Origin of the sequence: Clostridium sardiniense, assembly GCF_019753795.1 — a bacterium.
GTDB lineage: Bacteria > Bacillota > Clostridia > Clostridiales > Clostridiaceae > Clostridium > Clostridium sardiniense.
In genome coordinates this window covers 71,611-85,946 of record NZ_JAIKTU010000001.1, presented here as the reverse complement: position 1 = coordinate 85,946, position 14,336 = coordinate 71,611, and the positions used below count along the sequence as shown (strand labels likewise).

Below are 14,336 nucleotides of genomic sequence, written 5' to 3'. Positions count from 1 at the left end.
TTGTTTAAATGGTGCAAATGTAAATATTAATATTGCGGCTATTATAACTATTGTTACAACGACACTAGTTATTAAATATTTCTCCCTGATTATATTCTTTATAAAGTTTTTCACTAACGTCTAACCATCCTTTCGTTCCTAGATGCATAACATCTCTCATATAATAAAGTTCTCCAGCTCTATCGCTTGTATTTATAACATTAAATCCTCTATCTTCTGCAAGGTTAGAAATCTTATTGTATAATTGTTCTCTATTTTCTGCTGTAATTCCAGTGTAATCATAATACTTAGGTAAACCTGGTACTATAACTATAGTTGGTTTTATACCTAAATTTTTACATACATCTAAGAAAAATTCATAATCATTGATTTCCTTAGATCTTACAAGGTCTACATTAACATATGTATCTTTTAAGCTTTTAAGCTTTGGTTTTAAAGTTTTATCATAATACTTCTGATCAACTTTGTATGGATTATCTCCAACTCTTTTTTTAGCATCTGATATAGCTATTTTTTCTTCTTGCTTCCAATCTATTGTCTTTCTAGGTTTATTATCCTTTTCTGTTCTATTCTTAAGTTTTTTTAATTTTAGATATAGCATTCCTTTTTCCTTTAAAGAAACCATTTTTTCTCTTAACTTATAGTAAGGATATAAGACTATCTTTTCAGCCTTAGCTATAAATGTATTTGAATTATAAAGCTTAGCATACACTAATTCTGGTCTATACTCACCACTTCCTTTTAAAAGTGTAGCAGTTCTTTCTGCTAATTTAGCTTTATTTTCTTTTGATATATCTGGATTATTAAAGAAACCATAAAATTGCACAGGAGAGAATCTTACTTGGAACTGCTTAGGCCCAATTCCATTTGGATATACAAACCATGATAAAGCTACTAATAACACAACTTTTTTATCTTTTATTTTAGAATTTACACTCCCTAATGTCATTGAATCCTGTAATTCTTGACTAAGAGTTTTACCTACTGTAAAAACCTTATTTTTTGTTCTATTTGTATTAAAAAAATATGCAGGACTTTGTCTAGTTGCATGTATAAGATCTGATGCACCAATCATCATTATATCTCCTTGTGATAAAAAATGATTATTTAAAGTTACACCTGCATCTTTAACATCCGCTCCATATTCCCCCATAAGAGGCACTAAATTTTTACTTTTATATAAACTATTTATTTCTTTATCTAAAAATTTATTTAATCCAAAAGTAAAAATTCCCCCTATAAGTAATGGTATTATAAAATATAATAATTTCTTCATACCTAGCTCCTCTCTAAATAAAATTCAATAAAAATATTATTACTATTATCTAAGATAATCAATTACATAAATTTAACCCTTTTTAACAAATAATGAATAATATCTTGAAAAATACTAAAATTTATTTTTTTAACTTATACAAATACGTAATACAGCCAATTTTCAGTGTACAGATTATTTTTTTTCATTTAATTATTTAACATATTATTAACTATTTTTTTTGAATTATTTTTACAAATTATATATTTAATTTCCAATTTTCATTGTTAAGGTTTATTATATAATTTCTGTATAAACTAACTATAATAATCTAATTTTTAGTAGCTAGTTTATTCTCAGTAATATACTATTTGACAGAACTTAATCTTATATGTATAAATAGTTACTATATTTATTTATATAATTTTACTAATTACAAAAAACCGATCTATTAATTAGATCGGTTTCTATTATAATTTCTTATTTAATTAATTATCTACTTTCTAAAAATGTTACTAAATTATTAACTGTTGCCATATCTGTTCTTTCAAGATCTGTCGGTTGAAGTTTTATTCCTAGTCTTTCTTCTATTTGTAATAATACTTCTATTATTGCAAGTGAATCTAAAAGTCCAGCTTCAAATAAATCCATCTCTAAATCCTCTCTTATTTCATCACATCCAGTTACTTCTTCAAAAATATTTATTACTTGTTCTTGCATTTTCTTCTATCTCCTTATCTTAAAATATATTTTTATATCTATTAATTTTATAATTACGCTTAAAAATTACATTAATTTCATTATGATAATCTATAAAATATAATGATTCTACTTTACCATATGGAAGTATCCAGAGAATATTAACAGACCAAAACATGCTATGTTAAATGTTATTACTATCTGTACAACTTGGAACCATTTTTCTTTCTTATGAGATTTATAGAACTTTGATTTCTTTTGATAGATATCAGTTAATACTAAAACCACACCTTGATAAATACCATAAACTATATAGTACCAAGTAAGCCCATGCCAAAATCCCATTACAAGCATTGTGATAATCTGTGCAACATGTGCTGCTGTAGCTCTCTTTTTAAATCTTTTCTTTCTCATTGAACTGATTACAAATCTTGAGAATATATAATCTCCAAACCATCTTGAAAGTGATATATGCCATCTTGTCCAGAATTCTTTCATATCTTTACTTATAAATGGCTTATCAAAGTTGTCTGGTGCCTTTATTCCAAATATATAGCTTGTACCAACAGCAAAAAGGCTATATCCTCCAAAGTCAAAGAATAAATAAAGGCTATACGCATACATATAACTTATTGCTCTTAAAAATGTAACATGATCCATCTTTATTTTTGTTAATACTAATGTATTTATAATAAATGCTATAACAAATTTATATCCAATCCCCATAAAAATCTTCTTAATCCCTGGAATTAAATATGAATTTATATATTCATCCTTTGGTATTACCTTATCTAAGTCCTTTTCAAATCTTCTTGATCTATCAATAGGTCCTGAACTTAGTGTTGGGAAGAATAATACAAAATAAAAGAATGTTGAAGGCTTTACTTCTGTTATCGCTCCATCAAATATTTCAATAATTATCTGAATTACTCTAAAATTTAAATAAGATATCCCTATAAATCCTATTATTCCAATCTTAGCTTGAGGTAATAACACCTTAAAGTATGGTGAAATTTTATTTATTATTACCGGAAGCATTGATGCAAATAGGAATACTCTATAAATTAATTTACTATCTGTTTTCTTTCTAACAAATAGATACCCATATACTATAAGTGTTTCCCATATAATGAATATACATAGGAATTTAAACTGTACATTTATTCCTACTATAAGGAATATCATGAATGCAGTTGCAATCATTCCATATATTTTTATCTTTTTACCACATAATCCTAGAATTATAGCAGGAATTGCTGTTAATAGGAGTATATATAGATAAAAATAATCTCCATATTGTGAAAAAGTCATTACATTTCCTCCATAAGTTTCTTTCTATCTATTTTTCCATTTATATTTGTTGGAAATTTCTCTATTATCTTAATGCTTCTTGGTATCATATATCCTGGAATGAATTTTTCTAATCCCTTTTTGATCATCATACCATTCTTTAGATTACTTAATTCATTCTTTTCTTTAAGCTCTACTACGCCTTGAAGATAAGCTATCTTTTCATCCTTGTATATTGGAAGAACTATTGCATTTCTTACATTATCAACCTTTCTTAAGTTGTTTTCTATATCTTCAATTTCGATTCTGAAGCCATTAAGCTTTATTTGGAAGTCTTTTCTTCCACAGTAGTATATTTTCTCATCTAATATATAAGCCATATCCCCTGTTTTATATGCTCTAAACTTCTCTCCGTTAAAGTCATCATAATAAAACACTTCATTAGTCTTTTCTTCATTATTGAAGTAACCCTTTGAAACTGATTTACCTATTATTACGATTTCTCCTTTTTCGTCATCTTTAACGTCTTTTCCGTTTTCGTCAACAATTCTAATTCTTGTTGTCTCCATAACTGTTCCAACTGGAAGACTCTTTTCATCCTCAAGCATTTCTACAGTTATATCATTAGCACTTATTCCAACTGTTGCTTCTGTTGGTCCATATCCATTTACTACCCTGGTACTTGGAAATCTTTCCATAAGCTCTTTTGAAAGATTCTTCGGAAGAACTTCCCCTATAAATATCATTGATTCTAGGTTCTCTAGCATTTCACTGTTAAAGCTTGCTTCTGTTACACAAACTCCAGCAAATGATGGTGTTGAGACCCATATATTCATCTTTGATTCGTCTAATTGCTTAAATAACTCTTTGTAGTCTGCTAAAGTCTTCTTTGATAATGAGAATAATGTAGCACCATGAGTTAATCCTGGATATATAGTTGTTACTGAAAGATCAAATGAATACGCAGCTTGGTTCATTATAACTTTTTCACTTCCATCAATGTTTAAATATTCACTTATCCATTCAACGAAATTATCTATATTGTTGCTACTTATTTGTACTCCTTTTGGCTTTCCTGTACTTCCTGAAGTAAATAAGATATATGCATTTTCATCTTCCTTTACCCATGCCTCTTCCATTATTACTTCATTTCTATAGTCTTCAATTATTCTTTCAAGTTCTTCTTGATTTATTACTTTAGCACCTTGCCCAAAAGACTCTGATGATAAATCACTGAAATTAAATACTACCTTAGGCTTAACTTCTTCTGTTACATTTAATACTCTATCTACTGGGAAACTTATGTCTAGTGGCACATACGCTCTTCCTGACTTTAAAGCTCCTATCATACAAGCCATTATTAAGTTATCTTTATTTCCGTATATAACTATAGGTGTATTATCATTATGATTTTCTTTTAAATATGCTCCTATACTTTCTGAAAAACTATCTAAATCTTTATATGATAGTTTTTCACCATCACATTTTAAAGCTATTCTATCCGTTTTAGCATATTTTTTAATCCCTCTAATTATTTCCATGTTAACATCCCCTTAGATTAAAATTCGTTATAAATAAATGGTATTTGTTTAAATGGTGCAAATGTCACTATTAATATTGCAGCTATTATAATTATTGTTATAACAATACTACTTACTAGGTACTTGTCCTTGATTAAATTGCTTATATAGTTTTTCACTAACATCCAACCATCCTTTCGTTCCAATGTGCATAACATCTCTCATATAATAAAGTTCTCCAGCCCTATCACTAGTATTTATTACGTTAAAGCCTTTATCTTCTGCTAGCCTAGATATTTTATTATATAATCCCTCTCTCTTCTCAGCTGTTACTCCAGTATAATCATAATATTTAGGTAACCCAGGTATTATAACTATAGTTGGCTCTATTCCTAAATCCTCGCATATATCTAAGAAAAATTTATAATCATCGATCTCTTTTACATTCTCTACATCAACTTTTGCATATTGATTTTTTAATTGCTTAAGTTTAGGTTTTAAAGTTTTATCATAATACTTTTGGTCTACACCAAATGGATTATTACCAACTCTTTTCTTAGCATCAGATATAGCTAAATCATATTCCTTCTTCCAATCTATAGGCTCACCTTGTTTTTCATCTTCTGGAGTCTTATCTTTTAGCTTTTTAAGTCTTTTATATAGTACTCCTTTTTCTTTTAAAGAAATCATACCCTCTCTTAGTTTAAAATATGGATATAAAGCAACCTTTTCAACTTTGGATATAAATGTATCTGAATCATAAAGCATAGCATATAATCTTTCTGCTTTATATTCATCACTTCCTTTTAAAAGGTCTGTAACCCTATCAGTTAACTTCTTTTTATTCTCCTCAGATATTTCTGAATTATTTAAGAAAGCATAGAATTGTCCAGGTGAAAATCTCATTTGGAAATGCTCCGGATTAATTCCGTTTGGATACACAAACCATGATAGAGCTACTAATAAAACAACCTTTTTATTTTTTATATTAGGATCCATACTCCCAATTGTAATTGCATCTTGTGCTTCTTGCGTAAAAGATCTTCCTACTGTAAATGCTCTATTTTTTGTTCTATTTGTATTGAAGAAATATGCTGGATGCTGTCTAGTTTCATGTATAAAGTCAGATGCACCAATCATCATTATATCTCCTTGCTCTAAAAAGTGATTGTTTAATCCAACTCCTGTATCTTTAGCATCTGAAGCATACTCCCCCATAAGCGGAACTAAATTTTTACTTTGATATAAACTACTTATTTCTTTATCTAAAAATTTATTTAATCCAAAAGCAAAAATTCCCCCTATAAATATTGGTATTATAAAATATAATAATTTTTTCATTCCATACCCCCATCTTAATAACTTTATCGAAAATAATTTATAACTTATTTGTGTACAAACATTTTTAATATAATATTCACTATTTTAATTACTTTTTTTGTAATTTTATGTTATTTTATACACATCATATAATAACAATATATATTATAAATGAATTATACTTTACATACAATTACAAAAAAAAGTCAAATTTGTTACAATTGTTAATAAAAAAGAGATTTTCAAAATAAGAACAGCTTAAACTTCTCTATTAAAACAAGTTTAAGCTGCCTTACGAGGTACACTAATATTAGTGTGTATTTATAATAATTATATTCTATTATGTACATTCTATATTTCTGCCATCAACTACCTCAACATAACTTCCTAACATATTTTATATAAAAATAACTATTGAAAATTAAAATTAACCCTAATCCATCTTAATAAGAAATAACTTCTATTAATAATTCAAGATAACTATTATTATAACTATACTACTTATTAAATATTTGCTCTTGATTATATTCTTTATAAATTTTTTCACTAACATCTACCCAACCTTTCGTTCCAAGATGCATAATATCTCTTAAATAATAATCTGTAGTTTCTTTATCTTTTAAATTTATAACTTTAAAGCCCTTTTCTTCAGCTAATTTCTCAACAGTGTTATACAACTTAAATCGCTTTTCTTCTGTTAACCCCGTATAATCATAATACCACTTAGCATTTGTCAACATAACTATAGTTGGTTTTATCTTAAGATCTGAGCATATATTTAAAAATTGTTTATAATCATCAAGTTCAGTAGATTTTAAAAGATCAATACTTGAATATGCATTTTTCATTTTAGGTAATTCTTTTAGCATAAATTCATAATAAGAATAATCAACTTTATACTTATTTCCTTTAGTTCTTTTTTTGGCCTCCTCAATTGCCTGATTCTCTTCCATTTTCCAGTCTATAGATTTTCCTATTCTAACATCCTCATCTTTATCTGGGAGCGTCCTCAGTTTTAAGTATAACTCTCCTTTTTCTTTTAACTTAACCATACTTTTTCTTATTTCAAAATATGGATATAAGGCTATGTTACCTATTGTTCCTAAGTAACTATCATTGTTATATAATTTTGCATATATCCTCTCACTTAAGTAATCTTCATTTTTCCTTAAAAGATTATAAACTCTTTTAACCATTATATTTTTATTTTCTTCTGATATCATAGGATTATCTAAGAACTTATAAAATTGGCTAGGTGAGAATAATGTTTGAAAGTTCTTAGGTTTTATTCCATCCTTTCGAAGAAATGGTTGCATAGAAATTAACATTACTACTTTTTTATTCTTTATATTATAATCTGTGCTTCCTAACGTAAGTGTCTGCTGCAAATCAAGATCATATGGTCTCCCTACAGTAAATAAATTATTTTTACTTCTATTTGTATTAAAATAATTTGTAGGATGTTGATCTTTTATAGTATGAGCAAGTTCTGATGAACCTAACATCATTATATCATCCTGTGTTAAAAGTTCATTATTTAATAGTACACCTTTATCTTTTATATTAGATGCATACTCATTTTTCAAAGGTATTAAATTTTTACTTTTAAATAAATCATTTATTTCTTTATTTAAAAATTCATTTAACCCAAATGCAAAAACTACACCTATAAATACTGGTATTATAAAGTATAATATTTTTTTCATGTCAGCCCCCCTTTAAGTAATTTAAATAAAATAACATTATCATTTAATATATTAACTTTATGATTTTCAACAAATAATGAAGTTACTGCTTGTATAACTAATTCTAAATATCAATAAATGCTATTTATTCTCCACTACTTAATAGTATTTATTGATATTTATTCTGTATATAAATATTTACGATAATATTCTACTATTACAGTCATTTTTCTGTTGACAAAACCATTTTTATACTATTTTATGGATATTATACAATATCCATATTTATTATAAATAAATTGTATCTTACATACAATTACAAAAAGAAGTCAAAATCATTACAATTATTAATGAGAAAATAATAAAATAAAAGCAGCTTAAACTTGTTTTAATAGGCAAGTTTAAACTGCTCTTATGAGGTACGCTTTATGTTAGTGTGTATTTATTAATTAAAATTTATTATGCACATTCTATATTTCTGCTAGCAACTACATCAACACCAGTTCCTAACACATTCTCTATAATAACATCTCCCATTTTAACTGGAGCTTCTATTACAGTTTCACCTATTATATCCATGCATTCAAAATTTAAATGCTTAGGTATTGCACCATTTGTTTTTACAGGTATTACTGGAAGTTCTCCTCCATTTACCTTTACTGTTGAAGTAACAACTCTAACTGGATTTGTAACTTCATTTAATCCATATATTTCTCCTCTTTTACAAGTGTTTCCTTCTACTGTCTTATTGTCTACATCTACTTTTAGATGACATCCCATTGGACAACTTATACAAATTAATTCTTTGATCATATCAAATTCACCGTCCTATAATATAGTATTTATATTAAATCCTTATTTACATATTCTAAAATTATATATTTATTGGTCATTCCTTAATAAGTCCGTCTTATATAAAAAATTGTAGTTTAAAATATCCTATTTTAAATGGTTGTTGCACACTGTTATCATGGATGATTGTTTATTATATATCATTATTTGTTTAGGGAATTTTTGTTTTTTCTCAGTCATCATTAAATTAATTAAAGAGTAACCACTAAGAAATGACCACTAAATTGGCTATATTATTAAACCTATTCTAAAGAAATTGTTAAGTCTCCCTTAACTCCTTCTAAAAGCTTTTTAGGTAAAATTATCTTTTCCATTTCTGATGGTGCAAGATGCTTTCTCTTAAATGAAGCTATTTCCTTATCTCCTTCTCTAACTACTAGAGCTTTATCATGATAAATGTTATTTACTCTCATAAATACAGTCATGCTTCCATCTATTGCATCTACAGTGACTCTTTGAGGTACAGTGTAGTTTACATTTTGCCCATTAATTATTTTGATGCTATCTCCTTTTTTAAGTTCATCTTTGATATATTTAGCTGCTGACTTTCCAGCATGCTTTGATTCTTGAGTAACAAAATCAACTAGATCATGAACATGTACTACATTACCACAAGCAAATATACCATCTATTGATGTTTCCATGCTTTCTGATACTATTAATCCATTTGTTCTCATATCTTTTTCTATTCCAGCTTTTCCTGATAACTCATTTTCTGGAATTAATCCAACTGAAAGAAGTAATGTATCTACATCAAATTCCTTTTCAGTTCCTTTAATAGGTCTTCTATTTTCATCAACTTGAGCTATAATAACCTTTTCTAATCTTTCTTTTCCTACTATATCAATTACAGTATGTGATAAGAATAATGGTATATCATAGTCTTCAAGACATTGAACTATATTTCTGTTTAATCCATTTGAGTATGGCATAAGTTCTACAACACCTTCAACTTTTGCTCCTTCAAGTGTCATTCTTCTTGCCATTATAAGTCCTATATCTCCAGATCCAAGTATAAGTACTTTTTTACCTGGCATAAAACCTTCCATATTTATGTATCTTTGAGCAGCTCCTGCTGTAAATACACCTGAAGGTCTGTCCCCTGGAATATTTATTGCTCCTCTTGTTCTTTCTCTACATCCCATTGAAAGAATAATTGCTTTTCCTTTTAAAACAACATATCCTTCTTCTGGATTTATAGCATGAACATTTTTATCTTTATCTATATCAAGTACCATTGTTCCAAGCTTAACTTCTACATTTGTATCTTGTAACATATTGATAAATCTTTGTGCATATTCAGGACCAGTTAGCTCTTCTTTAAATGTATGTAATCCAAATCCATTATGGATACATTGATTTAATATACCACCTAGTTCGTTATCTCTTTCTATAATTAAAATTTTCTTTACTCCATCACTATAAGCTTCATAAGCTGCTGCAAGTCCTGCTGGACCTCCTCCAACTACTATTAAATCGTACATAGCTATCCCTCCTACTTTGTTTTTCCTACTAATATATATGAACCGTCTTTATCTTGATGAATATCTTCCATCTTTATTCCTAATTCTCTTGCTATTATTTCTTGTACTTTTGGTCCACAGAATCCGCCTTGGCATCTTCCCATTCCTGGTCTACATCTTCTCTTAACACCATCTAATGTTATATTTCCAAAACATCTTTCTATAGCTGCAACTATTTCTCCTTCTGTTATGCTTTCACATCTACAGATTATTTTTCCGTATCTTGGATCCTTTTTAATAATTTCAGCCTTTTCTTCTGGTGAAAGTTCCATAAATATTATTTCTTCTCTTTTACCATTGAAATCTTTATTTTCTTTTAAATCTAAACCACAGTTTTCTAATATTTCAATTACACCCTCTGCAATTGCTGGTGCTGATGAAAGTCCTGGTGACTTAATTCCAGCTACATCTATAAAGTTTTTAACATCTGCAGCTTCTTCAACTATAAAGTCCCCTCTATCTGGAGTAGCTCTAAGGCCTGCAAAGTTTCTGATTGATTCTCTAAAGTTAACTTTATTAGTTGTTTTAGTTGATGTATTTCTAATATAGTCTAATCTATCACCTTTAGTTTTAGTATCATCTTTATCTTCTATGTCTTCTGCATCTGGTCCAACTAATAGGTTTCCATGAACTGTTGGAGTTACTAATATACCTTTACCAAGTTTTGTTGGAGCTTGGAATAATGTATGATTTACTAGTTCTCCTTGAGTTTTATCCATTACAAAGTATTCACCTTTTCTTGGGATAATCTTGAAGCTTTCTTTAGCTATTAAATTATGTATTTCATCCGCATGAACACCAGCTGCATTAATTACATACTTTGCTTCAATTACTTTTCCATCTTTAGAAGTTATCTTGAAAATATCATTTACTTTTTCTATCTTTTCAACTTCAGTTTTTAATTCAAGCTTACCACCGTTTGCTACAGCGTTTTCCATTAATGCTATTGTATATTCATATGGTCCAACGATTCCTCCTGTTGGTGCATGTAATGCTCCAACTACATCGTCATTTATGTTTGGCTCCATTTCTAATATTTGTTCTTTATTTAGAATTTCTAATCCCTTAACTCCAATTTTAGTTCCATTTTCATATAATTCTTTTATATGATCCATTTCTTCTTCTGAGAAAGCTAATACTAGTGATCCATTTCTCTTAAATGGTACACTTAGTTCTTTACAAAGTTCCTCAAACATTTCATTTCCTTTTACATTGTACTTTGCCATTAAAGTTCCAATCTTTGGATCATATCCTGCATGGACAATAGCTGAGTTCGCTTTTGATGTTCCCATTGATACATCATTTTCTTTTTCTAATACTACTACCTTCAAATCATATTTTGTAAGTTCTCTACAAATTGAAGCTCCTATAACACCTGCTCCTATAATTGCAACATCATACATACTAAAACCTCCTAGAATTATTTAAATTCTTATAATTAAGTTATTTTATATTTCATTCATTAACTTAGCGATAGCGACTTCTCTAAGTAATTATCTTGTAGCTCTCTCTTCTTCATTTCTTTATCCCTAAAATTTTAAAGGGCTATAAGATAACTTGAATCTTTAAGTATACAGAACAAAAAAAGCCAAGCAGAAACTAAGGACTATTCATCCTTAATTTATGTGCTTGACTCTATCTCTCTCAACACTTGTATTTGATTATATTTATATATTATCACATTTTTTAAGGCTTGTCAATCGTTTTCACAAATTTGCATCTATTTTATTGATCTTCCCAACCTTTAACTCTTTCAATTGCCTTTTTCCATCCTGAATATAATTTACTTCTTTCTTCATCACAGAAATTTGGCTTGTATGTCTCACTTACATACCATGACTTAGCAATCTCATCTTTACTTTTCCAGTATCCAACTGCAAGTCCTGCTAAGTAAGCTGCTCCAAGAGCAGTTGTTTCTGTTATTATTGGTCTTGTAACTTCTTTATCTGTTATATCTGATTGGAATTGCATTAAGAATTCATTCTTACTTGCTCCTCCATCAACCTTTATACTTTCTATCTTATATCCTGCATCTTCTTCCATAGCATATAAAACATCTTTTGATTGATATGCTATAGATTCAAGTGCTGCTCTAATTATATGATTTCTATTTGATCCCCTAGTTAATCCAAATATAGCTCCTCTAGCATACATATCCCAATGAGGTGCACCAAGTCCAACAAATGCAGGAACTACATAAACTCCTCCATTGTCTTTAACCTTCTTTGCAAAATATTCAGTATCTTGTGCATCATTTACAAGCATAAGCTCATCTCTAATCCATTGGATAACGGCACCACCTACGAAAACAGAACCTTCTAATGCATATTGCACCTTGCCATCAATACCAATTGCTATTGTAGTTAAAAGTCCATTTTTACTTTCAACCTTTTCTTCACCAGTATTCATAAGTAAGAAGCATCCTGTACCATAAGTATTTTTAGCTGATCCTTTTGTAAAACAAGCCTGTCCAAATAAAGCTGCTTGTTGGTCTCCAGCAATACCAGCTATTGGCACTCTAAAACCACCTTTTCCTCCAAGATTTGTATATCCATAAACCTCTGAAGAATTTTTTACTTCCGGTAACATTGATTTAGGTATATCTAAGACTTGTAACATCTTATCATCCCATTCTAATGTGTTTATATTGTAAAGCATTGTTCTTGAAGCGTTAGTATAATCTGTTATATGAACTTTACCACCAGTAAGCTTCCAAACAAGCCATGTATCAACAGTTCCAAATAAAAGTTCTCCCTTTTCAGCTTTTTCTCTTGCACCTTCCACGTTATCTAAAATCCATTTTATTTTAGTTCCTGAAAAATATGCATCTAAAACAAGGCCTGTCGACTCTTTTATATAATCTTTCAATCCATCCTTTTCAAGCTTATCACAGATTGAAGCTGTTCTTCTACATTGCCAAACAATTGCATTGTATACAGGTTCCCCTGTTTTCTTATCCCATACAATTGTAGTCTCTCTTTGATTTGTAATTCCTATTGCGGCTATTTCTTCTTGAGTTATATTTGTTTTTGCCATAACTTCTTGAAGAACCCCATATTGAGTTGCCCATATTTCCATTGGGTTATGTTCAACCCATCCTTCTTTAGGATAAATTTGTGTTATTTCTTTTTGGCTAACTCCTAATATATTTTGTTCATTATCAAAAATAATAGCTCTTGAACTTGTTGTCCCTTGATCTAAGGCTATAATATACTTTTCCATTCTACACACACCTCTACTTAATACTTATCTTAACAATCTCCTATTAATTTTCCCTTATTAAAATTAATATCTTTGTTTCTTATTAGTTTATTTAGTTATTACTTGCTATTAATTATACTGAAGTCGCTATCGATTAATTAATGCGTTAAACTACATATCCCAAATTTCTCTTTTTGTTGTAGAAACGGATGTGGCACCTGAACTTAAAGCCATCATTACTTCGTCCTTTGTTTCTATAAGGCCTCCACATATAATAGGCTTATTTGTACTTTTTGATACTTTATCAATTACTTTAGGAATTAATCCTGGTAAAATTTCAATTGCATCTATATCTGATATTACATGATTCTTTACATTTTTAAGTGAAATAGTATCAAATACAAAGCTCCTTTGTATCGCAATAAATCCATTTTCTTTTGCTAGTTTTATTGCTTGAGATTTTGTACTAATTATACCTTTAAACTTTGTTTCTTTTCTTAAATACTTAATTGCTGCTTCTTTCTGATTTAATCCATCAATTAAATCAACATGTACAATTCCAATCTTATTTTTATCATCTATTATTTCACTAATTTCCTTAACATTTAAAATATCCCCAAAAAGAACAAATATAACCTCAATATTTGAGTTTATTGCTATATTTAGTTCTTCGAAATTTTTTACTGCTGCTATAATTGGATTGTCTGATAATACTTCACTAAAATTCATAAATACGTCCCCTATGTAATATATTTTGTTGTAAATGTTTACTATTTATTTATTTTTATTATTGCACTTTAAAAATTACCTGTCAATTTAGATAATTTTTTAACATTTTCCTTTATTTTATATTATTTTATTAAATATTTATAATTATATTTATTTTCATACTTTTTAGTAATTAATAAACTAATTAAAAAATTATATTCTTTATAAGTCGATACTAAGTTGATTTTATGTATATAATTAAAAACTTATACTTTAATATAAT

Annotated in this window: 11 protein-coding genes; all 11 read right to left on the bottom strand. The window is 28.3% G+C overall.

The window, feature by feature from the left end; genetic code table 11:
* Positions 1 to 64 precede the first annotated feature (64 nt).
* Positions 65 to 1,276 carry a D-alanyl-lipoteichoic acid biosynthesis protein DltD gene (dltD, locus tag K5V21_RS00340; RefSeq protein ID WP_221858241.1) on the bottom strand — a complete coding sequence of 404 codons (1,212 nt, stop codon included), beginning with the start codon at positions 1,274 to 1,276 and terminating at the stop codon, positions 65 to 67.
* Positions 1,277 to 1,747: 471 nt separating this feature from the next.
* Positions 1,748 to 1,975 (bottom strand): D-alanine--poly(phosphoribitol) ligase subunit DltC, encoded by a 228-nt coding sequence (gene dltC, locus K5V21_RS00335; protein ID WP_204593137.1) that lies wholly within the window; start codon positions 1,973 to 1,975, stop codon positions 1,748 to 1,750.
* 108 nt (positions 1,976 to 2,083) lie between these two features.
* The gene (dltB, locus tag K5V21_RS00330; RefSeq protein ID WP_221858239.1) at positions 2,084 to 3,265 is read right to left on the bottom strand and encodes a D-alanyl-lipoteichoic acid biosynthesis protein DltB; all 1,182 of its coding nucleotides are present in this window, start codon (positions 3,263 to 3,265) and stop codon (positions 2,084 to 2,086) included.
* Positions 3,265 to 4,785, bottom strand: a complete 1,521-nt coding sequence (gene dltA / locus K5V21_RS00325; RefSeq protein WP_221858238.1) for a D-alanine--poly(phosphoribitol) ligase subunit DltA — start codon at positions 4,783 to 4,785, stop codon at positions 3,265 to 3,267. The genes dltB and dltA overlap by 1 nt, the downstream gene beginning before the upstream one ends.
* A gap of 108 nt (positions 4,786 to 4,893) precedes the next feature.
* A complete protein-coding gene (gene dltD / locus K5V21_RS00320; RefSeq protein ID WP_221858237.1) occupies positions 4,894 to 6,105 on the bottom strand; it encodes a D-alanyl-lipoteichoic acid biosynthesis protein DltD in 1,212 nt (403 codons plus the stop codon).
* Between the two features lie 476 nt (positions 6,106 to 6,581).
* Complete coding sequence (gene dltD, locus K5V21_RS00315) at positions 6,582 to 7,790, bottom strand: D-alanyl-lipoteichoic acid biosynthesis protein DltD (RefSeq protein ID WP_221858236.1); 1,209 nt, start codon at positions 7,788 to 7,790, stop codon at positions 6,582 to 6,584.
* 438 nt (positions 7,791 to 8,228) lie between these two features.
* Positions 8,229 to 8,582: a DUF1667 domain-containing protein gene (locus K5V21_RS00310; RefSeq protein WP_221858235.1), complete on the bottom strand. Its 354-nt coding sequence runs from the start codon at positions 8,580 to 8,582 to the stop codon at positions 8,229 to 8,231.
* 281 nt (positions 8,583 to 8,863) lie between these two features.
* Positions 8,864 to 10,105, bottom strand: coding sequence for an NAD(P)/FAD-dependent oxidoreductase (locus K5V21_RS00305; RefSeq protein WP_221858234.1), 1,242 nt, complete (start codon positions 10,103 to 10,105; stop codon positions 8,864 to 8,866).
* An 11-nt stretch (positions 10,106 to 10,116) separates the two neighbouring features.
* On the bottom strand, positions 10,117 to 11,547 hold the full coding sequence (locus K5V21_RS00300; protein ID WP_221858233.1) for an NAD(P)/FAD-dependent oxidoreductase: 1,431 nt from the start codon (positions 11,545 to 11,547) through the stop codon (positions 10,117 to 10,119).
* Positions 11,548 to 11,869: 322 nt separating this feature from the next.
* Entirely contained in the window at positions 11,870 to 13,366 is a 1,497-nt protein-coding gene (gene glpK, locus K5V21_RS00295) for a glycerol kinase GlpK (protein ID WP_221858232.1), read from the bottom strand.
* A 150-nt stretch (positions 13,367 to 13,516) separates the two neighbouring features.
* Complete coding sequence (locus K5V21_RS00290; RefSeq protein ID WP_204593128.1) at positions 13,517 to 14,074, bottom strand: glycerol-3-phosphate responsive antiterminator; 558 nt, start codon at positions 14,072 to 14,074, stop codon at positions 13,517 to 13,519.
* Positions 14,075 to 14,336 lie beyond the last annotated feature (262 nt).

Coding starts and splice junctions, on each gene's coding strand:
- K5V21_RS00310 (WP_221858235.1), bottom strand. CDS start 8,582: ATGATCAAAGAATTAATTTGTATAAGTTGTCCAATGGGATGTCATCTA.
- dltC (WP_204593137.1), bottom strand. CDS start 1,975: ATGCAAGAACAAGTAATAAATATTTTTGAAGAAGTAACTGGATGTGAT.
- dltD (WP_221858237.1), bottom strand. CDS start 6,105: ATGAAAAAATTATTATATTTTATAATACCAATATTTATAGGGGGAATT.
- dltD (WP_221858241.1), bottom strand. CDS start 1,276: ATGAAGAAATTATTATATTTTATAATACCATTACTTATAGGGGGAATT.
- dltD (WP_221858236.1), bottom strand. CDS start 7,790: ATGAAAAAAATATTATACTTTATAATACCAGTATTTATAGGTGTAGTT.
- K5V21_RS00305 (WP_221858234.1), bottom strand. CDS start 10,105: ATGTACGATTTAATAGTAGTTGGAGGAGGTCCAGCAGGACTTGCAGCA.
- dltB (WP_221858239.1), bottom strand. CDS start 3,265: ATGACTTTTTCACAATATGGAGATTATTTTTATCTATATATACTCCTA.
- K5V21_RS00300 (WP_221858233.1), bottom strand. CDS start 11,547: ATGTATGATGTTGCAATTATAGGAGCAGGTGTTATAGGAGCTTCAATT.
- dltA (WP_221858238.1), bottom strand. CDS start 4,785: ATGGAAATAATTAGAGGGATTAAAAAATATGCTAAAACGGATAGAATA.
- K5V21_RS00290 (WP_204593128.1), bottom strand. CDS start 14,074: ATGAATTTTAGTGAAGTATTATCAGACAATCCAATTATAGCAGCAGTA.
- glpK (WP_221858232.1), bottom strand. CDS start 13,366: ATGGAAAAGTATATTATAGCCTTAGATCAAGGGACAACAAGTTCAAGA.